Raw genomic sequence first — 25,122 nt, forward strand, 5'->3', positions numbered from 1 at the left:
GCGGGCGCGTCACACTCCGCGACCGCGGCGCGATGCAGAGGTCGATGAGCACGCCGATGACCACCGAGCACCGCAGCCCCGCGACGAACCCCCTGGCAGAGCCAGGGATCCGCCGAGCCCTCGAGGAGTTCGTGCGCCGGCGGGTGCCCAGCGGTGAGGTGGACGACGTGGTGCAGACCGTCCTCTGCGACGCGCTCGCCTCGCCCGCGCGCCCGGCCGACCCGACGGAGCTCCGGCGCTGGCTGCTCGGGATCGCGCGCCACAAGGTCGCCGACCACCACCGGCGCTCGTCGCGCGAGGCCGCGACCGAGCTGCCCGACCTGCCGGTGGGCCCGCCGCCCGTCGAGGCGCGCGAGCTGGCGCGCTGGGCGGAGGAGCAGGCCTCCGCCACGCGCGACGCCCAGCAGACGCTCGCGTGGATGGCCCGCGAGGGGGAGGGCGAGAAGCTCGAGAGCATCGCCGCCGAGGAGCAGGTGCCCGCCGCCCGGGTGCGGCAGCGCGTGTCGCGGATGCGGCGGTGGATGCGCGAGCGCTGGCTCGCGGAGCTCGCCGCGGTCGCCGCGCTGGCGCTGCTCGCGATCGTCGTCGTCCGGCTCCTGCGGTCGACCAGGGATCTTCCGGTGGTCGCGCCCCTGCCCGAGCCGCCGCCGAGCGCTCCGCCCCGCGAGGCGCCGTCGCCGCGCGATCCGCTCGAGCCACGCGATCCGCGCGACCGCGCGCGTTCTCTCAGGGCAGAGGCGCTGCGCGCGTGCGACGAGGCGGCGTGGCGCCGGTGCCTCGACCAGCTCGACGAGGCGGACCGGCTCGACCCGGCGGGCCGCGGCGCGCCGGACGTCGCCGCGGCCCGCGCGCGCGCGCTCGACGCGCTCCGCACGCCGACGGAGACGACCCCGGCGCCGGGGCCGACGCTCGACGGGAAGGACGAGAAGACAGACAGGGATGCGACCGACGCGAGCCCCTCGCCCCAGCGCCAGAACCAGAAGAAGGTGGCTCCGCCGCCCTCGCCGAAGTCCACCGCGACCGCCCCCACAGAGAAGCTGTTCAGCCCCAAGAAGCCGTTGCCGCCAGACCTGAAGAAGAGCGATGCGTCCGAAAAGATGGATTTCCCGTCCGTGAAGCGGTAAAGCCGCGCGCCAGGGGAGCAGTCAGCACAGCGAGCGACGCGCGCGGAGCCGATCGATCTCGATGGCTCGCCAGCGGCGATGTGTCCTCACTGCGCCGGGGCCGTGTTGCCGCGCGGGGCGCGCGCCCCGCGCTGCGCGCCGTACCGTGCGCTTAAATCTCGCAGTTTCCGGCGTAGTCGTCTAAACACGCGGGCGCTCGGCGCAATCAAGGACGCCAAGGAGAGGAGCCCAGGAGATGCGAACCACGAGATGGCTTGGAATGGCATTCGCAGCATCGCTGCTCGCCGCGAACGCCGGCTGCGCGAAAGAGCCCCAGGTGCAGCCCGCGGCGGCCCCGCCGCCGCCCGCGCCGCCGCCGCCCGCGCCGCCGCCGCCGCCCCCCGACGCGGACGCGGACGGCGTGCTCGATGACGGCGCCGACAAGTGCGTCGCCGAGAAAGAGGACGGCCTGCCGCCCGACGCGAAGGATGGCTGCAAGTCGACCGACCCGGATGGAGACGGCCTCGTGGCCGACGCCGACAAGTGCCCCGGCGAGGCTGAGGTCAAGAACAACTACAAGGACGAGGACGGGTGTCCCGACGTCCCCAGGGTCGCTCTCGTCGGGAGCGAGGTGAAGCTCAACGAGAAGATCACCTTCGCCGCCGGGAAGGCCGATATCGAGCCCGCCTCGCAGGAGCTCCTCGCCAACATCGCCCAGGTCATCAAGGACAATCCGCAGATCGAGTTCGTCGAGGTCGCGGCCTACTCCGAGAAGGTCGGCAACGACGCGGCCACCGTGACGCTCACGAAGAAGCGCGCGGACGCGGTGGTGAAGGCGCTCGTCGCCCTCGGCGTCGAGAAGAACCGCGTGCGGCCCGCCGGCTACGGGGCGCACTGCTCGCTCGACGCGGGCGAGACCGAGGAGGCGAAGGAGAAGAACCGCCGCGTCGAGATCAAGATCATGCGGTTCGAGGGCAAGGACACCGGCGTCGAGCTCGCCTGTGCCGCCGCCGTCACCAAGGGCCTCAAGCCGGCCGGCGTGCCCGCCACCGCGCCGAAGGGCGCCGCGAAGGCCGCCCAGAAGGGCTCCGATCCCAAGCCGGTGGAGGCGAAGCCGGTCGATCTGAAGCCCACCGACACGAAGGCCGGCGCCGCGAAGCCCGCGGAAGCAGCGAAGCCCGCTGCGGCCGCGAAGCCCGCGGAGGCAGCGAAGCCGGCCGAGGCCAAGCCCGCGGACGCGACGAAGCCGGCCGCCGCGAAGCCCGCCGATCAGAAGCCCGCCGAGACGAAGCCCGCTAGCGTGAAGTAGCCGGGGGGCGGAGCGGCGCGCGGGCAGGCGGCTGGGCCTGTCCGCGCGCGGCCTCCAGCAGGCGCTCCAGCGCGTCCTTCGCGCGCTGCTGGCGCTCAGGCTCGGGCAGCGCGCCCGCGCCGAGGCGCTGGATCTCGGCGCACAGCGCGGCGAGATCGCCGGCGGGAGGCTGCGCGCAGAGCCGCTCGCGCGCGCTGTCGATGTGCGCACCGCGCGCGCCGCGCGCGCCGCCTGGAGCCGGCCCGCCCGCGAGCACGGCCGCGGCGGCCTCGATGAGGAGCGCGGTCGCCGCCGCCTCGTCGCTCTCCCCCAGCCAGCGCGCGACGAACTCCGGCTGCCTCGCGAGCCGCGCGAGGACGTCCCAGCGCTGCGCGCGCGCGGCGAGCTCCGTCGCGAAGAGCACGACCTTCAGGTTGCGGCCGAGGTCCGGGAGGGCGCGCGTCTCGTCGTCGAGCGCCATGACGTCGTCGACGACGCTCGCGTCGAGCGCCGCCGCCGCGCAGCGCACCGCGACGCTGAGCAGGTCGGCGCGCAGCGCCGGGCCCAGGGAAGGCTCGCGGCCGAGCGCGCGCGCGGCGGCGAGCACGAGCGGGCCGCAGTGCCCCTCGCGCCGCTGCCGGGCGAGCATCACGCCGGCGTCGTAGAGCCGGCCGCTCCGGCGCAGCGCCTCCACGGCGGCCGTGAACGCGTCGGGGTCGTACGTCCCGCGCTCCGCGGCCGTGAGGAACCCGTCGAGGCTGCGCAGGACGGGGCACGCCGCCGCGCTGCCGGCGCGCCGGAGGTGCGGGAGCTTGCCGAGCACGTCCGCGATGCGCAGCGAGAGCGCGAGCGGGTACGCGTCGCAGGCGGGCTCCTCGTAGCCGCCGAGCTCGACCTTCGCCTCGGTGCAGGCGAGCGGGGCCGCGAGGGCGGCGAGCGAGCGCGCGGTCCTCGCGACGAGCGGCTCGACGCCCGCGACGGCGGCGAGCCCCGCCGGGAGCGGATCGAGCAGCGCCGCGACCGCGGCGTCGCCCGTGTCCGGCGGCAAGAGGCCGCGGACGAGCGTCCAGAGGTCGCCGGCCAGGAAGGGGTGACCGGCCTCGGCCGCGAGCTGGGCGTCGATCGCGAGCAGCGCGCGCGCGTCCTTGCCCCAGGCGAGCGGCTGGTCCGAGCGCAGCGCCCGCGGGCCGAGCCGGAGCCCGAACGAGAGCGCCGCGATCGCGCGGCGCGCCGCGGCGGCGCCGCGATCGGCGTCGCCCTCGAGGAAGTGGTAGGCGGCCGCGAGCGCCGCGGCGCTGACGTAGGCGCGCGCCGCGTCGTCGTCGCCCTGGGGCGAGCCCTCGGGCGCGAGCGCCGCGGTGAGGGCGCCCTCGGGCTCGCCGCGGGTGCGCAGGCCGAGGCCGAGCTGGAAGCCGGTCGATCCCTCGAGGATCCCGGCGCCGTACGAGACGTCGAAGCTGAGCGAGAAGACGCGCGTCGCGGTCTTCTCCTCGTAGCGGTAGGTCATGCGCGGCACGCGCAGGCCGCGCGCGTCGGCGGTCGAGAGGATGCGGTCGAGCGCTTCGCGGGCCTCGGCGCGCCGGCCGCCGGCGAAATCGCGCGCGGCCCCCACGATCGCGAGCACGTCGCCCGGGTCGGCCGTCTGGCAGGCGTCGTCCGACGCCCTGCGCATCGCGTCGGCGTAGGCGGACGGATCGGGGGCGACTCCGCGCCGGGCCTTCGCGATCTCGCTCAGGTACGAGAGCGCCCACGCTACCCTGCTGCCGCTCTCGGTCGCGAGCGCGACGGCCTCCGGCGACGGGGGCGCGCCCAGCACGGCCGCGCCGAGGAGGGAGGTGAGCAGCCCGAGGTCGGCCTGGTCGCGCAGCCCGCGGGCGGAGAGCGCCCTGGCGTAGCCGACGAAGAGGCCCCGGAGGTCGCCCTCCGCGCGCGCGGGGAGCGACGCGAGCGCGTCGAGGAGGGCGACGCCGGCCGTGCCCTGCGCTGCTCCGCCGTCGCGGAGCGCCGCGGAGAGCCCGCGGAGCACCCGGCCGAGGGGGGCGCCGCTCTGCTGCGCGAAGCGCTCCGCGGTGGCGGACTCCAGCAGCGCGCGGGCGAGCGCGTAGGCGCCGGCGAGCGCGTCCGAGAGATCGCGGTCGCCCCAGCCGGACAGGCCCGCGGCCACGGCGGCCTCGGCGGCCGCGGTCGGGACGGTGAAGCGCACGCGGGGCTCCGGCGCGCCGGCGCGCGCCGGCGTGTGGGCCGGCGCCGCGAGCAGGTCCATCGCGTCGGAGAGGAGCGTCACGAGCAGCCGCGCCCGCCGCGCCCACGCGCCGTCGCCCTGCTTGTACCGCGGCGCGAGCAGGATCCGCCCGCGGACGTCGCCGAGCCGCGCGAGCGCGCGGCGCGCCTCGGGGCTCGGCCCTCGCCCCGCGGCGCAGGTGCCGGCGGCCGGCGGCGGGCGGCGCGCGCGCTCGGTGAGGAGCACGGCGAGCACGCCGTCGGCCAGGGCGGCGACGTCGTCCACGAGGCCGGGCGGCGGCGCGTCCACGGCGTCCGCCCCGCCGGCGGCGCCTCCGGGCGCGGCGGTGCTGCCTTCGTTTGCGGCGGCACCGCCGTTCGCGGCGGCGCCTCCGGGCGCGGCGCTCCCGCCCTCGGGCGCGGCGAGCCCCGCGATCGCGCGGCGGAGCGCCTCGCGCGCCTCGCGGCGCTCCGGGGGGAACCTGGCCGCGTCGGTCGCCCGGGCGTCGAGCGCGCCCGCGGCGCCGAGCGCGGCGTAACGCGAGAAGCTCGCGGCGAGGGCCGCGAGGCCCGGGTACGGGAGCGCCGGATCGGGCGAGAGCGCGCGCCCGACCTGCGCCGACGAGAACGCGAGGTCGGGCGCCTGGTCCGACAGGAGCCGGTACAGCGCGTCGGCGGCGTAGAGGCCGGCGGCGCCCCAGCCGGTCTGCGCGGTGAGGTCGCCGCGCAGCTTGGCGGTGAGCGCGCCCTGCAGGGCCAGGAAGTGCGCGGGCTGCACCTCGGGCGGGTACGACATGCCCGCGAAGACGCCGGCGAGGAGCGCGCCGAGGACGGCCTCGGGGTCGCGCGCCTCGGCCATGCGGCGCTGCACGGCGACCTGCGTGAGGTCGACGATGGCGTCGCGGAGCCGCTCGTCGGCGAGCACGCCGGGGCTGTAGGCGAGCGGGATCTGCGCGAGCGCGCGGTAGCGGCGCGGCTCGGCCTCGGCGAGGGCGCGCAGCGCGGCGAGGTGCGCGAGGCCGAGCTCGGTGACGCGCTGGTGGACGGCGCTGCCCGCCTGGCCCGCGGGCGGCGCGGGGCCGCGCTCGTGGAGCAGGCTCGGCGCGTGGGCCCACGCGGTGCTCGTCTGGTCGACCGCGCGGACGAGCGCCTCGTAGCGCGGCAGCCACGCCTCGAGCGGTAGCCGTCCGTCCGGCGTCGCCGCCGCGGCGCTCGCTGCCGTGCTCGCCGCCGCGGGCGCAGCGGCGCTCCCGGTCGCGGGCGCAGCGGCGCTCCCGGACGCGGGCGCAGCGGCGCTGCCGCCGGCGCGCGCGGCGGCGCCATCGCCCGGGGCGAGGGCGGCGGCGAGCTCCGCGGCGAACACGAGATCGCGCGCGCCCTCCATCGGCGGCGCGAGGCCCCGGCCGCAGCCGCGGGCCTTCCCGAGCAGATCGTCGAGCGCCGCGCGTCGATCCGCGGGCACGCCCCGCAGCACCGCCGCGCCGCGGGCGCGCCACGCCGCGCGGCCGTCCCGGGCCGTCCGCACGCGGAGGAAGTCGCCGTACGGCGTGTCCCCGGGCGAGGGCGCAGGGTCGACCCGGGCGGCGCCGCTCGCGCTGCGCTCGTCGTCGTCGTCGTCGTCGTCGAGCGCGATCCCGGCGGTCCCGAGCAGCTGCAGCGCGTACCGGCCGCGCAGCACCGGCTCGCCGTCCGGATCGCGCCCCTTCACCGCGACCGCGAGGGCGTCGGCCGCGCGCGCGGCCTCGACGTAGCGGAAGCCGCTGGCCGCGCTGAAGGCGCGGCGCACGAGCGCCGCGAGCGCGATGTCGTCCGCGACGCGCGCGAGCGGCGCGTCGCTGCGCGCGACCGGCGCGAGGCCGGCCGTGAACGGCGCGAGCGGATCGCGCGGAAAGAGCTGCACCGCGCCGCCGCGAGCGCGCGCGTGGACGAGGTGCTCGTACCCGAGGGCCTCGCCGATCGCGAGGAGCAGCGCCTCGGCCCCGAGGGCTTCCCCCGGGGGCGGCAGCGGCGCGGCGCGGATCCAGACGGCGTCCGCCGCGCCGCCGCGCCCCTCGCCGACGTCCGCCGCGCCCGCCTCGACGATCACCGCGGCGCTCGGCGCCAGCCCGTCGCGCCGGTCGCGCCGGTCGAGATCGCGGAGCAGGCGCGCCCACGGATCGCCCGCGCTGCGTGCGGCCCGGGCCTCGAGGTAGCCCAGGGCGAGCTCCCGCGTCGCGCGCCCTTCCGCGACGGCCGCGGCGAGGGCGCGCTCGCACGGCTCGAGCTGCGCCGGATCGCAGCGCGCCGCCGCCCGGGGCGCACCGCCCGCGGGGCTGGCGCCGCCGCAGCCCGGGGCGAGGAACCCGACGAGGAGCGCCGCGCAGATCGAGAGAGCGCGCGACGGAACAACCACGCGGTCGTGCAGCATGACGAGCGCGCGACCTTACACGAAGACCGCGCGCTGTCTGCGATGGTGTCGCCGGCCGGATGAGGTCGAGCGCCCCGCAGGCGGAGCGGCCACGGCCTTCCTGCCCCTCTGGCGCCGTGCTACCCCGCTCGCATGCGACGGGCTCCGGGGCGACGAGGTGCCGGTGGCGAGGGGGGCGGCGGGAGCGCCGGCAGGGCGGCGCGCGGCGCCTTCGCGGTGCTCGGCCTCCTGGCCTCCTCGCTCGCGGCGTGCAGCGAGGGCGACGAGGGCGGTTATGCCGGGACGACCACGCGCGTCGGCAAGGACGCGACGACGCTCTACATCAACAACGGCAGCGAGCCGGAGTACCTCGATCCCGGCAAATCGAACGACTCGGCGAGCTCCACGCTGATCCAGCAGCTCTTCGAGGGGCTGACCTCCTACGGCGCCGGCGACCTTCGCCCGGTGCAGGGGGTGGCGACGCGGTGGGAGCAGAGCGACGATAACCGGATCTTCCGGTTCCACCTGCGTCCCGAGGCGCGCTGGTCGGACGGCAAGCCGGTGACGGCGCACGACTTCGAGTACGCGTGGAAGCGGGTGCTGCGGCCGTCCACGGCCTCGCTCGCCGCGACCAACCTGTATGTCCTGAAGAACGGCGAGCTGTTCAGCCTCGGCAAGCTCAAGGCGCTGCGCGAGGCCGCGCCGCTCCGCGCGGCCCCCCGGCCCGACGCGCCTTCCACGCTCGCGCTGCCGAAGGGGTCGTTCGTGGTGGTGCTGGCGCGCTCGCCGATCCAGGTGGACTCCACGATCGCGCCGCTCGCGGCGCTGCCCGAGGGCGCCGCCGCGGTGACGTTCGCGAAGGGCGAGGGGAAGGGCGGCGACGGTGCCGGTGGCGGCGTAGAAGACCGGCTGTCGTTTGGCGCTGCCGGCGTCGGTTCCGCGCCCGGCGGCGGCTGGCAGGGCGCCGTGGTCGACATCGTCCGCGCCGGCCCGCCGTGCCAGTGCAACGGCGCCGCCGATCGCTGGTACGAGCTCGACCGCGGCGGCGCGCGCGGCTTCCTCCCGGGCTGCCTGCTCAAGCCGGCCGCGGACGGCGCGCGCGGGGGCGCCGCGCCCCGGGCCGAGACGTACGCGCTCGTCGCGCCGCACACGAGCCTGCCCACGTACGACGCCGCGGCGCCGGCGCCCCCGCAGGGCGAGCCCCCGGTGGGCTTCGTGCCCGACGCGCTCCTCGCGGAGGACGACAGCGCCGTCGGCGTCCGCGCCAGGGACGACCTCACCCTCGACGTGGAGCTCGATCAGCCCACGCCCTACTTCACCGATCTCACGAGCTACGTGACGCTCTTTCCGGTGCGCAAGGACGTCATCGAGGCGTTCGAGCGGCGCGGCGAGCCCGAGCTCTGGTTCCGCCCCGAGAACATCGTGGTCAACGGCCCCTACACGCTCGATGAGTGGAAGTTCCGTTACGAGATCACGATGAAGCGGAATCCGGCCTACTGGAACCGCGATAAGCTCAAGATCCACCGCGTCGTCTGGCTGGAGGTCGAGCAGTACAACGCCGCGATGAACATCTACAAGGCGGGAGATCTCGACTACATGGGCGACAACGCCTCGCTCCCCGCCGAGCACATGAGCTGGCTGTCGGCCAAGAAGGACTTCCGGCGCTTCCCATACCTGTCCACATACTGGTTCGAGTTCAACACGCGGAAGCCGCCGGTCGACGACGTCCGCGTCCGCTGGGCGCTGAACCTCGCGGTCGACAAGCAGCAGATCGTCGACAAGATCGCGCGGGCGGGGCAGACGCCGGCCACGCACTACGTCCCGGACTACACCGGCTCGGGCTATGACGAGACGGTGGCCGACGAGCGGAAGCGCGGCGTCGATCCGTTCGCGTCGCCGGACGTCGCGTTCAACCCCGAGCGCGCCCGCGCGCTGCTCGCCGAGGCAGGCTACGAGGTTGTCCAGGAGGGCGACGGATACAGGGCGAAGAACTTCCCCTCGCTCGAGATCCTCTACAACACGAGCGAGGGGCACAAGCAGATCGCCGTCGCCGTGCAGGACATGTGGAAGCGTCACCTCGGCATCTCCGCCACGCTGCGGAACGAGGAATGGAAGGTGATGCTCAAGAACGTGCGCGACGGCCATTTCCAGGTCGTGCGGTTCGGCTGGATCGGCGAGTACAACCACCCGGCGACCTGGCTCGGCACGCTCCTCTCGTACAGCCCGCAGAACCGGACCAACTGGGCCGACAAGGAGTACGACGACCTGATGCGCGCCGCCGCGGCGACGGCCGATCCGAAGCAGAGCATCCTGATGTTCCGCAAGGCGGAGAAGCGGGCCGTCGACGGCATGCCCAAGATGCCGCTCTACTTTTACACGAAGTCCACGCTCGTGAAGCCCTGGGTCAAGGGGTTCATCGGCAACGCGCGCAGCGTGCAGCTCGTGAAATGGCTCTGGATCGACCCGAGCTGGCGCGACAACGCGTCCAACGAGACGGCGTTTCCGCCGCTCGAGTTCCCGCCGCCCGGGCGGCTCGGTCCGGCTCCGGGCGGGCCGACCGCGCCGTGAGGGCGGCGCCCGGGCGCGACAGCGACTCTGCGCCCGCCGGCCTCGACCCTGACTCGTGTGCTCCGGGCCGAGGCCGAACCAGGAGGAGACGCACGCGTCTCGGGAAGACGGCGGCGGCCGAGGAGCAGGCTTTCAGCGGGCCTGGCCGCGCGTCGTAGGGAGAAGTCCCCATTGACGCGCTGGCCTGCGCCATGGCCTCATCGAAGAGAGCGCAGCAAGGACCATCTCGGGAGAAAGACATGAGCAAGACGATCCTGGTCACCGGAGGCGCGGGCTACATCGGCTCGCACACCTGCGTGGAGCTGCTCCACGCGGGCTACCAGGTGGTCATCCTCGACAACCTCTGCAACAGCCGCAAGGCGGCCGTCGAGCGCGTGGAGCGGATCGCCGGCAAGCAGGTGACGTTCATCCAGGGCGACATCCGCGACGCGGCGCTGCTCGACCGGCTGCTCACCGAGCACCCCATCGACGCGACGATCCACTTCGCCGGGCTGAAGGCCGTCGGCGAGTCGGTCGAGAAGCCGCTCGCGTACTACGAGAACAACGTCGCCGGGACCGTGTGCCTGCTCAAGGCGCTCGACGTCCATGGGTCGCGGAAGCTCGTTTTCAGCTCGTCGGCCACCGTGTACGGCGATCCGGAGCGCGTGCCGATCGACGAGGGGAGCCGCCTCGGGCCGGCGAACCCGTACGGGCAGTCGAAGCTCATGGTGGAGTACATCCTGCGCGACCTGGCGGCGACCGGGGGCTGGTCGCTCGCGTCCCTGCGCTACTTCAACCCGGTGGGCGCCCACGAGAGCGGGCTCATCGGCGAGGACCCGAGCGGCATCCCGAACAACCTGACGCCGTTCATCACGCAGGTGCTGGTGGGGCGGCGCGACAAGCTCCGCGTGTTCGGGGGCGACTGGCCGACGCCGGACGGCACCGGCGTCCGCGACTACATCCACGTGGTCGACCTCGCGCAGGGCCACCTCGCCGCGCTGAAGCGCATCTTCTCGGTCGGCGACAGCTTCACCGTCAACCTCGGCACCGGGCGGGGGAACTCGGTGCTGGAGGTGGTGGCCGCGTTCGAGAAGGTCAGCGGCAAGCGGATCCCCCACGAGATCGTCGCCCGGCGCCCCGGGGACGTCGCCTCGGTGTACGCGGACCCGGCGCGGGCCACGGAGCTCCTCGGCTGGCGCGCGGAGCGCGACATCGAGACCATGTGCCGCGACAGCTGGCGCTGGCAGGAGCAGAACCCGAAGGGCTTCGCCGACTGACGCTGCATTTCCCAAGCTCGTTCCTGGTTTCGTGATGGGGAATTGAACCACAGAGGCACAGAGGGCACAGAGGAAAGAGAAGAAAGAGATGTTTTTGCCCCTCTGCTCTTTCCTCTGTGCCCTCTGTGCCTCTGTGGTTCCTTCTCTCATGAGCCCGGGATAGCCAGGGCTCGAGCATCGCAGATGACGTCGATGGTCCACGAGCTCCTGCGTCCCCGCATCGCCCTGCTCGCCGCGCTGCTCGCGGCCTGCTCCGGCCACAGCGAGGAGTACGTCGGGACGACGACGCGCGCCGGCAAGGACGTCGCGACCTTCTACGTCAACAACGGTGAAGAGCCGGAGTACCTCGATCCGGGCAAGGCCGTCGACTCGGTGAGCATCTCGCTGCTCCAGCAGATGTTCGAGGGGCTGACGACCTACGGCGCGGGCGATCTCCACCCCGTGCAGGGGGTGGCGACGCGGTGGGAGCAGAGCGACGACAACCGGATCTTCCGGTTCCACCTGCGCCCCGAGGCGCGCTGGTCGGACGGCAAGCCGGTGACGGCGCACGACTTCGAGTACGCGTGGAAGCGGGTGCTGCGGCCGTCCACGGCCTCGCTCGCCGCGACCAACCTGCACGTCCTGAAGAACGGCGAGCTGTTCAACCTCGGCAAGCTCAAGGCGCTGCGCGAGGCCGCGGCGCTGCGCAGCGCCCCGCGCCCCGACGCGCCGGCCGCGCTGTCCTTGCCGCAAGGCGCGTTCGTGGTCGTGCTCGGCCAGTCGCCCGCCCGGGTCGTCTCGGCGGTGACGCCCCTCGCCGCGCCGCCCCCCGGGGTCGCCGCGGTGACCTACAGCGAGCCCGACGAGACGACAGGCGCCGGCGAGCGGCTCGCCTTCGACGCGGCCGGCGCGACCCCGCCGCCCGCCCCGCGCGACGCCGCCCCCGACGGCGGGTGGCGGGGCGCCGAGGTCGCCCTCCTCGCGGCCGGCCCGCCGGTCGCCTGCAACGGCGCGGCCGACCGCTGGTTCGAGGTCGAGGGCCCCCGGGGCCGCGGCTTTTTGCCCGGCTGCCTGCTCGCGCCGCCCGAGCCGCCAGCGCAGGCCGCGCCGACGGAGCGCGCCGCGTACGCGCTCGTCGCGCCCCACGCGAGCCTCCCCACGTACGACCCCGCCGCGCCGCGCGCCGCGCCGCCGCCCGCCGCCGTGACCGGGTTCGTGGCCGCGTCGGCGCTCGTCGAGGACGACACGGCCGTCGGCGTGCGGGCCGTCGACGACGTGACGCTCGACGTCGAGCTCGAGCAGCCCACGCCGTACTTCACCGACCTCACGAGCTTCGTCACCCTGCTCCCGGTGCGCCGCGACGTCATCGAGCCCTTCGAGGCGCGGGGCGAGCCGGAGCTCTGGTTCCGCGCCGAGAACATCGTGGTCAACGGGCCCTACACGCTCGACGAGTGGAAGTTCCGCTACGAGATCACGATGAAGCGGAACCCGGCATACTGGGCCCGTGACGCGCTCCGGATCCACCGGATCGTGTGGATGGAGATCGCCCAGTACAACGCCACGATGCAGCTCTACCGAGCGGGGGATCTCGATTACCTGGGCGACAACTCCGAGCTCCCCTACGAGCACCTCGCCTGGCTGTCCGGCAAGAAGGATCTCCGGCGGAGCGAGTACCTCTCCACCGTGTATTACGAGGTCAACACCAGGAAGCCGCCGCTCGACGACCCGCGCGTCCGGTGGGCGCTGAACCTCGCGATAGACAAGCGAGAGCTCGTCGACAAGGTCACGCGCGTGGGCACGCCGGCGACGCACTACGTGCCCGACATCACCGGATCTGGCTACGCCGAGCAGGTGGCGGAGGACAGGAGGCGCGGCGCAGATCCGTTCTCGCGCCCCGAGGTCGGCCACGACCCCGCGCGCGCTCGCGCGCTGCTCGCCGAGGCCGGCTACGAGGTCATCTCCGACGGTGGCGAGCTCCGCGCGAAGGGCTTTCCCCCGCTCGAGGTCCTCTACAACACGGGGGAGGGGCACGGGCAGGTCGCCGTGGCGATCCAGGACATGTGGAAGCGCCACCTCGGGGTCTCCGCGACGCTGCGGAACGAGGAGTGGCGGGTGATGCTCAAGGACCTCCGCGACGGCAATTTCCAGGTGATCCGCCTGGCCTGGTATGCCGACTACAACCATCCGCAGACGTGGCTCGGGACGTTCCTCTCGTACAGCCCCCAGAACCGGAGCGGGTGGGCAGACGCCGAGTTCGACGAGGCGGTGCGCAGGGCCGCGTCGATCGCCGACCAGAGGGAGAGCATCCGGGTCTTCCGGGAGGCCGAGCGGCGAGCCCTCGACGGGATGTGCCGGATCCCGCTCTATTTCGAGGAGAAGCCGACGCTCGTGAAGCCGTGGGTGAGGGGGTACAGCCCGAACGCGCGCAACACGCAGCTGATCAAGTGGCTCTGGATCGACCCCGATTGGCAGCACCGGCCGCCGGGAGAGCCCCCGCCGGCGCTGGAGCTGCCGCCGCCGGGGCGGCTCGGAGGACCGCAGTGAGCACCCCCGCAGCGGCGGGCCGGGCGCTCATCGCTCGAGGTCCTCCGCCGCCCTTCGAGCCCCCGCCGGCCGTTCATGTCCTCCGGGCGACCGCTCAGCGCCCGCGCTTGCGCCGCGGCGCGGCGGCCGGCGTCTCGGCCGGGGGAGCCGACCGCAGCGCCGCGCGCACATCCATCAAGATCTGCCCCAGACGATTGAGTCCGGAGCCGTCGCCTCCGCACCCCCAGTAGAAGTCGATCGGCGAAGCCTCGACGATCTCGTCGTCTCCCGTGTCGAGCAGCAGATGCCGCAGATCGAGGTGTGTGTCGAACTTGCGACGCACGGCGCGCCGCATGATGTCGTCCTTGACCGCCTCCCAGTCGGACCGCAGCGGGCGGCTCCGGTCGCGCCCCATGCGCGCCGCGTCGCGCGGCCTCGGCGCGCGCCGGATCGCGTCCGCGTGCGCCGGATCGGTCCCGGTGAACTTGGCGGCCTGGAAGAAGTGCTCGACGGTCGGCCAGAACGCGCCATCGAGCGCGATCCCGTGCGGCGAGAAGTTCGACATCCAGCCCCAGGCGTCCCGCGGTAGATAGAAGTAGATTGGCACCTCGGCACCTCGACGCCTCGATGGGATGCAGGCATTGCGGCGGCTGTGTGTCGTAGCACGACGCGGATCCGGGAAGGAGGCCGCCGCCTCGGGCCTGGACACGAAGAGAAGGACGGTCGTAGGATCGACGACCATGACCGGCGACGAGATCCTCCAGGCCATCCTCTCCGAGCACTACGTCTATCTTCACTACACGGACGAGCAAGGGCTGAGCGGGATCCTGCATGAAGGGGTGCTCCGCCCGGACCACAAGGGGGTTGTGTACCTGACGCAGGAGCCCATGACGCAGGCCGAGGCGCACACGAACATCTTCATCGGCGCCACCACCCATGGCGGCCGCGGCTCGCACATCCTGGTGCTGCGGCTCGATAGCGGGCTGCCGATCAGGCGCCTCACCAATTACGAGTTCAGCGTGGACCAGAACATCAAGCTCCACCAGCACGAGGTCCTGTACGCGGGGCTGAACCCGTTCTGATCGGCGAAAGCCGCGTCGCGGCGCGGGGCGTGGGCCCTTCCGCGCGCGTGCGGCTCCGGAACGCCCTCCGGTAGGCCTGCGGGCTGGTGCCCGCCACGCGGTGGAAGTGCTGGCGGAGCGCGGCCACCGAGCCGAAGCCGGCGTCGGTCGCCACCCGCTCCACCGATCGCGCCGTCGTCTCCAGCAGGAGCTGCGCTCTGCGCACGCGGGCGCGCAGCAGCCACTGCAGCGGGGTCATGCCCGTCTGTTCCTTGAAGTGCCGGCTCAGCGAGCGGACGCTCATCGCCGCCTGCCGCGCGATGTCGCCGAGCGCGATCTCCTTGCGCAGGTTCTCCTCGATCCAGTCGAGGACGCGGCGCAGCGAGCCGCCGTCGGCGGTGGGCGGCGCGTGCACGATGAACTGCGCCTGCCCGCCGTCGCGCTCGAGGGGCATCACCGCGAGACGCGCCGCCTCGGCCGCGACGGCCGCCCCATGATCGAGCCGGACCATGTGCAGACAGAGATCGAAGCCAGCCGCCGCGCCGGCGGACGTCAAGAGCTGTCCGCCATCCACGTAGAGGACGCTCGGGTCGACATCGACACGCGGAAACCGCCGCGCGAGCTCCCCGGCGACGATCCAGTGCGTCGTCGCCCTCCGCCCGTCCAGGAGCCCCGTCGCGGCGAGCAGGAACGCACCGCTGCAGATCGAGGCGACGCGGGCCCCGGCGCGCGCCGCCCGCCGCACGGCGCGGAGCAACCGCTCTGGCACGGGGCGAGCGATATCGGCGATCCCCGGGAGGATCACCGTGTCAGCCCTGCGGAGCTCCTCGAGCCCGTGGCGGACCCGCATGCGAAAGCCCCCGGCGTCGACCTCCTTCGCGGCGCCGCACACGCGGACCTCGTAGCCAGGGCGTCCGCTCGGGAGCCGCACGCGCCCGAACACCTCGTTCGGGATCGAAAGATCGAAGGCCACGACGTCGTCGAAGGCGACGATGGCGACGCGGTGCATGGCCGGATTATGCACGGAGGCCGCGATCGCGCCAGGCCGGCGCACGCGACGACCTGCGGGGATCTCGGCTCCGGGATGGCGTTCGATCCGGTTGGCCAGAACCTGGCGATCTTTGGCGTTTCAGCCGCTCGCGCGGCCGCGGCGCGCGTGCGATGACATCGATCGTCGCCAGGCGGGAACGCGGGGCTTCGGTGAACGGCTCCAGGGTGAGAGATGACGGTGTATCAGCTGGTCCTGACGGTGAAATTCCTCGGCGCGATGGGGTACGCCGGCGGGCTCGTCGCGAGCTTCGTCACGGCGGAGCCTCTCGAGCGGAAGCGCGCCGTGCACAACATCGCCTCTCCGAGCCTGCTCGCGACCTGGTGCGCCGGGTACGCCCTGGCCGCCCTCGGTGGGTTTCGGATGTTCGAGCTGTGGGTGGTCGGCGGGCTCGCCTTCTCCGTCGGCTCCAATGTCATTCTCGTCTACTGCGTCTCGCGTGGCAAGCGGGGTCCTCTGGCGTTCTCGTGCGCTGCGCTTCCGCTCGCCTTCGTCGTCGGGCTCATGGTCCTCAAGCCGACGTGGTCGCAGGTGTTCCAGTGACCTCGCTGCGTTCCTTGCGTCTGGCGAGCGTCGTCGAAGGGGCATCCCTGCTGCTCCTCCTGATGGTCGCCATGCCGTTGAAGTACGGTCTCGGCCTGGCGATCGCGGTGCGCGTCGCCGGGACCCTTCACGGCCTGCTCTTCCTCGCGCTGCTCTCGGTCGCTTCTCGGGCGTACTTCGAGCGAGCGGTCTCCGCGAGGAGCTTGCTCCGCGTGCTCGGCCTGTCGCTCGTCCCGTTCGGGTTCCTCGCCGCCGAGCGGCTGCTGCGACGCGCCGCTGACGGAGACCACTCAACTTCTGGCTGACCGCGGTGACACCGCGGCTCACGACAACATCAATGCGAAAGGGGTCGATATGGAAACGAGCGGGTTATTTCCGGGCCAGCGGCTCGAGGTCGGCATGGTGCTGTATCCAGGGTTCACGATGCTGGACCTGATCGGCCCACAGGCGGTCCTCGCGCTGCACAGCAACAGTCATTTCATCGCCAGCACGCTGGCTCCGGTGCCGTCCGACGGCGGCGGGGCGCTGGTCCCGACCGTGACCTTCGCCGACGCGCCCAGGGACCTCGACATCCTGTTCGTCCCGGGTGGGTTCGGCTCCAACGCCGCCATGAAGGATCCCGAGATCCTGGCGTTCTTGGCGGAGCGCGCGAGGACAGCGAAGTTCATCACCTCGGTCTGCTCTGGCTCCCTCGTGCTCGGCGCCGCGGGGCTCCTCGAGGGGTACCGCGCGGCGACCCACTGGGCCCTCTACGACGCGCTCGCGGCCCTCGGCGGGATCACCCCGGTCCGGGAGCGCGTCGTGGTCGATCGCAACCGCGTGACCGCCGGCGGCGTCACGGCCGGCGTCGATTTCGGCCATGCGCTGCTGGCGCAGGTCCGAGGCGAACGCCTCGCGCGCCTGACCCAGCTCATGATCGAGTACGATCCGGAGCCGCCGTTCGACTCGGGGAGCCCCGGCCGAGCCGGGCCCGAGCTGACGGCCCAGGCGACCGCCCTCCTTCACGGGCTCGCGACCGAAGCCCTGACGATCGCGCAGGCTCATCAAGCGAGATGGGGCAGGAGCCCGCGGGTCGCGGAGACCGTCAACACCGTTTGACAGCCATCCGCCTCCCCGGAGACGCGCTCCTGTCTTGGCGGTGGCGGTCAGGCCCGGCTAGAGTCGCGGGATGCACCTCTCCGACGTCTCGATCGGCGCGACTCACGTGCTCCTCTGGGGCGCCCGCGCAGCCGTCGAGATCCGCTGTCCAGGTCCCGGCGTGCTGCGCGTGCGCCACGCCCCCTCGTCCGCCGTGACGGGCTTCACGCACCCCGAGCTGCCGCAGAAGCGCTCTTTCGCCGTGGTGGCCGCCGTGGTGGCCGAAGGCGCCCTGCCGCTCTCCGCCCGCCGCGAGGGGGACACCCTCCACGTCAGCGCCGAGGGCGCCTCTCTCGAGGTCTCGCTCGCCTCGGGCACATGGACCTTCAGCGATGGACAGGGCCGCACCCTCGCGCGCTGCGACGGGGTCTCCGGGGAGGTGAAGCCTGCCTTTCCCGTCGACGAGCTCCGCTCCCGGCTCTCGCTCGAGGCGCCGCCGGGCGAGGCCTACCTCGGCTTCGGCGAGAAGGTCGGCCCGCTCGACAAGCGCGGCCTCCGATTCACGTTCTGGAACACCGACGCTTTCCCGCCTCACGTCGAGTCTGACCCGCTCTACGCCTCGATTCCCTTCTTCGTGGCGCTGCGCGGCGGGGTGGCCTGGGGCTTCTTCCTCGATGAGCCGTGGCGCTCGGAGGTCGATATAGCGCTCAGCGACCCGGGTCGCGTCACGTGGGAGTCGCGGGGGCCCGAGCTCGACGTCTACCTCATGGCCGGCCCGCACCCGGCCGACGTCCTGCGGCGCTACGCCGGCGTCACGGGGCGCCCGGCGATGCCGCCCCTCTGGAGCCTCGGCGCCCACCAGTCGCGCTGGGGCTACGAGACAGCGGACGACGTGCGCGACGTCGTCCGCGGCTATCGATCGCGCGGGCTGCCCCTCGACGCGGTCCACCTCGACATCGATTACATGGACGCTTACCGGGTGTGGACCTGGGACCGCTCGCGCTTCCCGGATCCCGCGGGGCTCGCGCGCGAGCTCGCGGCCGAGGGCGTCAAGCTGGTGACGATCGTCGACCCCGGGATCAAGGCCGACGAGGGCTATCCCGTCTACGAGGAGGCGCGCGCGCGCGACTACCTCGTCCGGCTGTCGCGCGGCGGCGTGCTCGTCGGCGAGGTGTGGCCCGACCCGGCGGTCTTCCCGGACCTCACGCGCGAGGAGGTGCAGCGCTGGTGGGGCGATCTGCAAAGACCGTTCATCGACGCGGGCGTCGCCGGCATCTGGAACGACATGAACGAGCCGGCGTGCTTCTCCGTCCAGCCCGACCGGGGCCTGCCGGGGCCGAACGGCGGGCGCACCTCGGGCCTCGGCACCATCGAGGGCAGCACGCTCCCGTACGACGCGCGCCACGGCGCCCGGCGCCACCTCGAGGTCCACAACGTCTACGGGCTCGGCATGTCGCGGGCCGCCCACGAGGGGCTCGCGCGCCACGCGCCCGCGCGGCGCCCGTTCGTGCTCACGCGCGCCGCCTTCGCCGGCATCCAGCGCTACGCCGCCGTGTGGACCGGCGATTTCGCCAGCAACTTCACGCACCTGGAGGCGTCGATCCCGATGCTGCTCGGCCTCGGCCTCTCGGGCGTGCCGTTCGTCGGCGCGGACATCCCCGGCTTCGTCGGCCGCGCGAACGGCGAGCTGCTCGTGCGCTGGATGCAGGCCGGGCTGTTCTATCCGCTGATGCGCAACCACGCGGCCCGGGGCAGGCCGGCGCAGGAGCCGTGGCGCTTCGGCGAGCCGTACCTCGACCTCGCGCGCGCGCTGCTCGAGCGGCGCTACCGGCTCCTGCCGGCCCTGTACACGCTGATGCACGAGGCGGCGGAGACGGGCCTGCCGGTCCTGCGGCCGCTGTCGTTCGCGGCCCCGGACGACCCCGAGGCGCTCCACGCCTACGATCAGCTCCTGTTCGGCGACGACCTGCTCGTCGCGCCGGTGGTGCGGCCGGGGCAGTCGAAGCGGCTCGCGTACCTGCCCGCCGGGGCGTGGATGGACTTCGCGAACCTGGAGGGCGCGGGCAAGGTCGAGGAGGGCGGGCGCCACGTGATCGCCGACGCGCCGCTCGGGGTCGTGCCCGTGTGGCTGCGCGCCGGGGGCGCGGTGGCGCTCACCGCGCCGCGGATGCACACGACGACGGCGCGCTGGGAGGAGATCACCTGGCACGTGCACGCGGCCGAGGCGGTGCGCGGTCGCCTCTACGAGGACGAGGGCGACGGCCACGGCGCCTCGCGCCTCACGCAGCTCTCGGGCGGCCTCGACGGCGGCACGTTCACGCTCGAGCGCAGCGCGAAGGGCGAGCTGCCGCTCGCGCGAGAGGTCGAGACGATCCGCGTCCACGGTGTCCCGGCGCCGCGCTCCGTGGCCGGGGCGCGGTCGCACCGCGTGCTGGACGGGGTGGTCGAGGTCGAGGTCGAGGCCGACTGGCAGCGGATCGAGCTGCGGGCGACCTGACGGCCGGCGGCGCGGCGGGGGCGGCAGCGCGGTCGGCGCGGTCGGCGCGGTCGGCGCGGTCAGCCGTGCTTCAGCACCCAGTCGAGCGCGAGGCGCACGCGCGAGGGGAGCAGCCGCCGTGACGGGTAGACGGCGAAGAGCTCGCGAGGCTCGACCGTGCGCCCCGTCACGGTGAGCTCGACGAGCGCCTCGCCTTGCTGCGCGATGACCTCGCGGGGCGCGCAGACGACGCCCAGCCCCTGCGCCGCCGCGGCGATCGCCACCCGCGGATCGTTCACGCAGCACTGCGCGCGCGGCCGGACCTCCTCGACGGAGCCGTCCCGCCGGCGCAGGCGCCAGGCGCCGCCCGGCTGGCTCAGGACGGCGGGCACCGACCCGAGCGAGGCGCGGGCGAGCCGGGTGCGGCCCTTCAGGGCCTCGCGCACGAGGCGCGGCGACGCGGCCAGCGCGTACGGGAGCGACCACATGCGCCGCGCCACGAGCTCGGCGTCCTGAACGGGCCCCGCGCGAAAGGCGAGGTCGATGCCCTCCTCGACGAGGGAGACGACCGCGTTGGTGAGCGTGAGCTCCACGGTCAGGCGCGGGTGCCGGGCGGCGAAGGAGAACAGCGCCGGCGCGATGCGCTGCGCGCCCGTCATGACGGGCGCCGTCACCCGGAGCCTGCCCGCGGGCTCTTCGTCGCGGTCCGCGGCCCGGTCGAGCACCGACCCGAGCTCGTCGAGCAGCGGCCCCGCGCGCTCGAGCAGCCGCGCGCCCTCGCCGGTGAGGCCGACGCGGCGCGAGGTGCGCTGGAGCAGCCGCACGCCCAGCGCCTCCTCCAGCTGCGCCACCCGGCGGCTCACCGTGCTCGTGGGCACCCCCGTGCGCCGCGCCGCCTCCACGAAGCTCAGGTGCTGAGCGACGGTCGCGAAGAGCCGCACGTCCTCGAGGGAGATCATCCCGCTCATGGGATGAAGCATGCCACAGCGTCCCATGGTTTCCAGCGGGCGCCGGGGTTACGTCTCTCGACATGAACCTTGAACAACAGCATGTCGTGGTGATCGGAGGCTCGTCGGGCATCGGCCTCGGCGTGGCCAGGGCCTGCCTCGCGCGGGGCGCCACCCTGACGCTCGTGAGCCGCTCGCCCGAGAAGCTCGCCGGCGCCGCGGCGGAGCTCGGGGACGCGCGCCGCGTGCGGACCTTCGCCGCCGACGTGACGCAGGAGGCGGAGGTGCGGAGTCTGTTCGACCAGCACCCGCCCGCGCGCCACGTGGTGGTGACCGCGGTGCAGGGCCACTATCAGCCGGTCCGCGAGATGGATATCGCCGCGGCGCGGCGCTTGATCGACTCGAAGCTCGTCGCGGCGCTCCACGTCGCCAAGCACGCGCGGATCGAGCCGGGCGGCTCGCTCGTCTTCACGACGGGGATCGCGGCGGTGCGGCCGGGGCCCGGCGGAGCGGTCGTCGCGGCCGTGAACGGCGCGCTGATGTCGCTCGTGCGCGCCCTGGCCATCGAGCTCGCGCCGGTGCGCGTGAACGCGCTGTCGCCGGGCTGGGTCGACACGCCGGTATGGGACTCCATCGCGGGCGGCGCCAAGGAGGAGCGCTTCGCGCAGCACGCGCGCCGCCTCCCGGTCGGGCGCGTCGGCGCGCCCGCGGACATCGCGGACGCCGCGCTCTTCCTGATGGGGAACGGGTTCACCACCGGCGAGGTGCTGCACGTCGACGGCGGGCACCGCCTCGTCTGAGCCTGGTGGCCAGCGCCGCGCGTCGAGGCGATGAAGAGCGCCGCGCGTCGAGGCGACGAGAGGGGAAGACGCCGAGTTCAGCAAAGGAGCGCTCCCGGCTTCCACGCGTCCCGTGCACCCTTTCGACGCGACTCGGCCGGTGCCGGAGGTGGACAACCCGGGCGCGCTCCAGTACCGTGCGGGCGTGAAATTCCATCGACATTTCGTTCTGGGAGCCTGTCTGAGCCTGGCGGCAGCGGCGGTCGCCTGCGGTGACAGCGAGAACGGCGTCAATCCGATCGGCGGGGGGACCGGCGGGCAGGGGGGCGACGGCGGCGGACAGGGGGGCGGCGGGCAGGGGGGAGACGGTGGCGGCGGCGGCGCGGGCGGCAGCGGCGGCGAGGATGCCTGTTCGGTCCGGCTCGCGCCGGGCGACGACGACACGACGACTGTACAGACGGCGCTCATCGACGCCGAGCCCGGCGCGACGATCTGCTTCGAGGCGGGGACGTTCTCGTTCACCACCGAGGTGTCGCTCGACGTCGACGACGTGACGCTCGTCGGCGCGGGCAAGGACGAGACGATCCTCGATTTCTCGGACCAGGACACCGGCGGTAACGGGCTGCTCATCCGGAGCGACGGCGTCACCGTGGAGGCGCTCCAGGTGCGCAACACGCCCGGCGACGGCATCCGCGCCGACAGCGTGCAAGGGATCACGTTCCGCGATGTCGCCGTGATGTGGGAGGCGGACGCCTCGGACGACAACGGCGCGTACGGTCTCTACCCGGTCGGCTCGACCGACGTCCTGATCGAGGGCTGCGTGGTCAAGGGGGCGCGCGACGCCGGGATCTACGTGGGCCAGTCGCAGGACATCCTCGTCGCCTCGAACGAGGCATACGGCAACGTCGCCGGCATCGAGATCGAGAACTCGACGGACGCTGTCGTGCGCGACAACTACGCCCACGACAACGCGGGCGGCGTGCTCCTCTTCAACCTGCCGGACCTGCCGGTCCAGGACGGCAAGCGGGCCAACGTGTACGGCAACAGGATCGAGAACAACAACGGCCCGAACTTCGCCGCCCCTGGTACCGTCGTCTCCGGCCTGCCGTCCGGGCTCGGTGTCATGATCCTCGCGTCCGACGACAACGAGGTTCACGAGAACGAGATCCGCGGTAACCAGTCGGTCGCGGTGGCGATCGTGAGCTACAACGAGATGCTGCTCGGCGAGGTGATGAACCCCGATTTCGACCTCTTCCCGCAGGGCAACTTCATCCACGACAACGCCTACGAGGAGAACGGGATGGACCCGCTCCCGTTCTTCTCCGAGTTCACGTCGATCCGGCCGATGCCCGACGTGGCGTGGGACGGGTGTACGGACGCGAGCGCCGAGGACGACGGCCACCTCACCAACTGTGTGTCCGAGCCCGAGGCCACGTACGTGAACTTCAACCTCTGCGGCGAGCTGCCGGAGGAGAGCCAGGATGTATCGGCTGTCGCGTGCGCCTATGATCCGCTTCCAGAGCAGCCTTAGCGCCGGCGTCGTCGGCGCGTGTCTGGCGATCGCGGCGCTCGCGGCGCCCGGCTGCGGCGGCGACGAGGGGACCCCGCCGGTCAGCGCGCTGCCGCCCGACCCGCCGGATCAGCCCGACCCGCCGGACCAGCCCGATCCGCCCGATCCGGAGCCGCCGGCGAAGGCGATGCCGTACGACACGCTGTCGGAGTACGGCTTCTTCGAGGGCGCGCTCGCGGACCTGAAGCCGGCAGCCGGCGTGGTGCCCTACACGGTCGCCGCGCCGCTCTGGGCCGATCACGCGGGCAAGGGGCGCTTCCTCGTACTCCCGGAGGGCGAGAAGATCGCGGCGGGCGAGGTGGAAGACTGGCAGTTTCCGATCGGCACCATCGTGATCAAGACGTTCTTCCTGTCGCTCGATCGGCGCGAGCCGGAGGGCGCCGCCCGCATCCTCGAGACGCGCCTGCTGATCCTCACGGAGAAGGGGTGGAAGCCGCACACCTACGTGTGGAACGAGGAGCAGACCGAGGCGACCCGCACCATCGCGGGCACCCGGATCGAGCTCGACACGATCGACGAATCGGGGAGCCCGGCGCGCGCGAAGTACCTCGTCCCCAACACGAACCAGTGCAACAGCTGCCACGAGCGCGACGACCGCACCGAGGTGCTCGGGCTGATCACCCCGCAGCTGAACCGCGACATCCTGGTCGACGGGGCGCCCCGGAACCAGCTCGCCTGGCTCGAGGAGCAGGGGCTCTTCCGCGAGCCCCTCTGGGCTGCGCCCGAGGCGCTGCCGAGCTTCCCGGATCCCGCTGGCGACGCGCCGCTCGACGCCCGCGCCCGGGCGTACCTGCACGGCAACTGCGCCCACTGCCACCGCCCGGGCGGCGGCGGCGGCGTGAGCGGGCTGGTGCTGCTCGGCTGGGAGACCGAGCCGTCCAAGAACGGCGTGTGCAAGGTGGCGGCCGCGGCCGGCGCGGGGACGGGCGGGAACGCCTTCGATATCGTCCCCGGGGCGCCGGACGAGAGCATCATGGTCTTCCGGATGGGCTCGACCGACCCGGAGATCAAGATGCCGGAGCTATCGAATCGCCTCCCGGACGCGGACGGCATCGCGCTCATCCGCGCCTGGATCGCCGAGATGGAGCCCGAGGGGTGCGGCGACGCGCCGGCCGCCCCGGATCAGCCCGCCTCGCCCTGAGGCCCACGCGCGGGAAGGGAAGGAGCGAGATCGAGGCGGCTGTCCTGCGCGGCGCGCAGTTGCCGCAGAGCGACATGAGCTCGCGCTTGCAGCAATCGCAGTGGCCGCAGCCGATCAGCGAGCAGCGTGGTTGAAGTAAATGGCCGCCACGAGACGCGGTTGACAAAGTCGATCCGGTGTGGTTGTCCTACAGCTTGCCAGGAGTGCTTCCCATGTCACCCAGATCCTTCTTTTTGCTTACCTTCGCCGTCGCCGCCATGGCGTGTTCCTCTGGGTCCGGTGAGCCGGAAGATACGGGGGGGAGCGGCGACACGACCTCCGGTCCTGGCAGCAGCACGGCCACCGGGACGCCGGCGGGCGGCAGCGGCACCGGGGGCATCGACGATATCGGCTCCATCTCGGGCGGCAACTTGACCGTGGGGGCAGGCGGTGCCGGCGGCGGCGAGAGCGAGTGCAAGAGCGTCCTCGATGTCGTCTACCGCGACTTCACGGGCATGCACCCGGACTTCGAGATGGACTTCCGGGGCGACGGCGTGCGCCGCAAGCTCGTGAAGCCGGAGCTCGACGCCGAGCAGAAGCCGCAGTTCCTCGACTCGGTGGGGTGCCCCCCGGACCTGCAGACGCCGCTCGACTGCCAGGCCAACGCGACCGCGAACCAGGTCGTCATCAACGCCAAAAACACCTTCGACCAGTGGTATCGGGACGTGCCGGGGGTGAACATGACCTTCGAGAAGACGCTCGAGCTCGAGGAGTCGGCGCCCGGATCGGGTCAGTTCATCTTCGACAGCTCGGACTTCTTCCCGCTGCTGCCGACCGAGGGGTTCGGGATCGACCCGCCCAACGGCAAGAACCAGAACTTCAGCTTCACCACCGAGATCCACCTCAAGTTCGGCTACGTCGCCGGCCAGAAGTTCAGCTTCCGGGGCGACGACGACATGTGGATCTTCGTCAACGGCAAGCTCGCCCTCGACCTCGGCGCCATGCACGGGCCCGAGTCGGGCGTGATCGACTTCGACGCGCAGGCCCAGTATCTGGGCATCTACCCGGGCACCACCTACCCGATGGATATCTTCCACGCGGAGCGCCACACGGACGGGTCGAACTTCCACATCGAGACGAACATCTCCTGCTTCGTGCCCGTCGACGTGCCGCGCTGA

The 25,122-nt window shown here is 73.2% G+C and carries 18 protein-coding genes; 14 read left to right on the forward strand and 4 right to left on the reverse strand.

Annotated features, from left to right (window positions below; translation table 11 throughout):
* Nucleotides 1-56: 56 nt before the first annotated feature.
* Entirely contained in the window at nt 57-1,124 is a 1,068-nt protein-coding gene (locus WME85_RS21100; RefSeq protein WP_437840497.1) for an RNA polymerase sigma factor, read from the forward strand.
* Between the two features lie 259 nt (nt 1,125-1,383).
* Nucleotides 1,384-2,412: an OmpA family protein gene (locus tag WME85_RS21105; protein WP_437840498.1), complete on the forward strand. Its 1,029-nt coding sequence runs from the start codon at nt 1,384-1,386 to the stop codon at nt 2,410-2,412.
* On the opposite strand, the gene WME85_RS21110 is transcribed toward WME85_RS21105, so the two are convergent.
* Nucleotides 2,399-7,018 carry a hypothetical protein gene (locus tag WME85_RS21110; RefSeq protein ID WP_437840499.1) on the reverse strand — a complete coding sequence of 1,540 codons (4,620 nt, stop codon included), beginning with the start codon at nt 7,016-7,018 and terminating at the stop codon, nt 2,399-2,401. The genes WME85_RS21105 and WME85_RS21110 overlap by 14 nt on opposite strands.
* Before the next feature lie 132 nt (nt 7,019-7,150).
* On the opposite strand from WME85_RS21110, the gene WME85_RS21115 reads away from it, so the two are divergent.
* From WME85_RS21115 to WME85_RS21125, 3 genes are all read left to right on the forward strand, one after another.
* A complete protein-coding gene (locus WME85_RS21115) occupies nt 7,151-9,565 on the forward strand; it encodes a peptide ABC transporter substrate-binding protein (protein ID WP_437840500.1) in 2,415 nt (804 codons plus the stop codon).
* A 239-nt stretch (nt 9,566-9,804) separates the two neighbouring features.
* Nucleotides 9,805-10,821, forward strand: coding sequence for a UDP-glucose 4-epimerase GalE (gene galE / locus WME85_RS21120; RefSeq protein WP_437840501.1), 1,017 nt, complete (start codon nt 9,805-9,807; stop codon nt 10,819-10,821).
* A gap of 183 nt (nt 10,822-11,004) precedes the next feature.
* Nucleotides 11,005-13,344, forward strand: a complete 2,340-nt coding sequence (locus tag WME85_RS21125; RefSeq protein WP_437840502.1) for a peptide ABC transporter substrate-binding protein — start codon at nt 11,005-11,007, stop codon at nt 13,342-13,344.
* 94 nt (nt 13,345-13,438) lie between these two features.
* Here WME85_RS21125 and WME85_RS21130 read toward each other — a convergent pair whose 3' ends face one another.
* A complete protein-coding gene (locus WME85_RS21130; RefSeq protein ID WP_437840503.1) occupies nt 13,439-13,930 on the reverse strand; it encodes an NADAR family protein in 492 nt (163 codons plus the stop codon).
* Nucleotides 13,931-14,063: 133 nt separating this feature from the next.
* Here WME85_RS21130 and WME85_RS21135 point away from each other — a divergent pair, with 133 nt between their 5' ends.
* Entirely contained in the window at nt 14,064-14,405 is a 342-nt protein-coding gene (locus WME85_RS21135; protein ID WP_437840504.1) for a hypothetical protein, read from the forward strand.
* Here WME85_RS21135 and WME85_RS21140 read toward each other — a convergent pair.
* Nucleotides 14,356-15,393 (reverse strand): GlxA family transcriptional regulator, encoded by a 1,038-nt coding sequence (locus WME85_RS21140; RefSeq protein WP_437840505.1) that lies wholly within the window; start codon nt 15,391-15,393, stop codon nt 14,356-14,358. The two genes, WME85_RS21135 and WME85_RS21140, sit on opposite strands and share 50 nt — an antisense overlap.
* Nucleotides 15,394-15,606: 213 nt before the next feature.
* On the opposite strand from WME85_RS21140, the gene WME85_RS21145 reads away from it, so the two are divergent.
* The 4 genes from WME85_RS21145 (at nt 15,607) to WME85_RS21160 (ending at nt 19,549) form a co-directional block, all read left to right on the forward strand.
* Entirely contained in the window at nt 15,607-15,975 is a 369-nt protein-coding gene (locus tag WME85_RS21145) for a hypothetical protein (RefSeq protein ID WP_437840506.1), read from the forward strand.
* Complete coding sequence (locus tag WME85_RS21150; protein WP_437840507.1) at nt 15,972-16,280, forward strand: DUF3817 domain-containing protein; 309 nt, start codon at nt 15,972-15,974, stop codon at nt 16,278-16,280. Before WME85_RS21145 ends, WME85_RS21150 begins: the two co-directional genes overlap by 4 nt.
* A gap of 49 nt (nt 16,281-16,329) precedes the next feature.
* Nucleotides 16,330-17,073, forward strand: a complete 744-nt coding sequence (locus WME85_RS21155) for a DJ-1/PfpI family protein (RefSeq protein WP_437840508.1) — start codon at nt 16,330-16,332, stop codon at nt 17,071-17,073.
* A 70-nt stretch (nt 17,074-17,143) separates the two neighbouring features.
* Nucleotides 17,144-19,549: a glycoside hydrolase family 31 protein gene (locus WME85_RS21160; RefSeq protein WP_437840509.1), complete on the forward strand. Its 2,406-nt coding sequence runs from the start codon at nt 17,144-17,146 to the stop codon at nt 19,547-19,549.
* Nucleotides 19,550-19,608: 59 nt separating this feature from the next.
* Here WME85_RS21160 and WME85_RS21165 read toward each other — a convergent pair whose 3' ends face one another.
* A complete protein-coding gene (locus WME85_RS21165) occupies nt 19,609-20,496 on the reverse strand; it encodes a LysR family transcriptional regulator (protein ID WP_437840510.1) in 888 nt (295 codons plus the stop codon).
* A gap of 62 nt (nt 20,497-20,558) precedes the next feature.
* On the opposite strand from WME85_RS21165, the gene WME85_RS21170 reads away from it, so the two are divergent.
* The 4 genes from WME85_RS21170 (at nt 20,559) to WME85_RS21185 (ending at nt 25,122) form a co-directional block, all read left to right on the forward strand.
* Nucleotides 20,559-21,275 (forward strand): SDR family oxidoreductase, encoded by a 717-nt coding sequence (locus WME85_RS21170; RefSeq protein WP_437840511.1) that lies wholly within the window; start codon nt 20,559-20,561, stop codon nt 21,273-21,275.
* Nucleotides 21,276-21,387: 112 nt separating this feature from the next.
* A complete protein-coding gene (locus WME85_RS21175) occupies nt 21,388-22,785 on the forward strand; it encodes a parallel beta-helix domain-containing protein (protein WP_437840512.1) in 1,398 nt (465 codons plus the stop codon).
* A complete protein-coding gene (locus tag WME85_RS21180; RefSeq protein ID WP_437840513.1) occupies nt 22,760-23,965 on the forward strand; it encodes an SO2930 family diheme c-type cytochrome in 1,206 nt (401 codons plus the stop codon). Before WME85_RS21175 ends, WME85_RS21180 begins: the two co-directional genes overlap by 26 nt.
* A 212-nt stretch (nt 23,966-24,177) precedes the next feature.
* Nucleotides 24,178-25,122, forward strand: a complete 945-nt coding sequence (locus WME85_RS21185) for a fibro-slime domain-containing protein (RefSeq protein WP_437840514.1) — start codon at nt 24,178-24,180, stop codon at nt 25,120-25,122.

Origin of the sequence: Sorangium sp. So ce1153 (assembly GCF_051521595.1) — a bacterium.
In the GTDB taxonomy this organism is placed as follows: domain Bacteria; phylum Myxococcota_A; class Polyangia; order Polyangiales; family Polyangiaceae; genus Sorangium.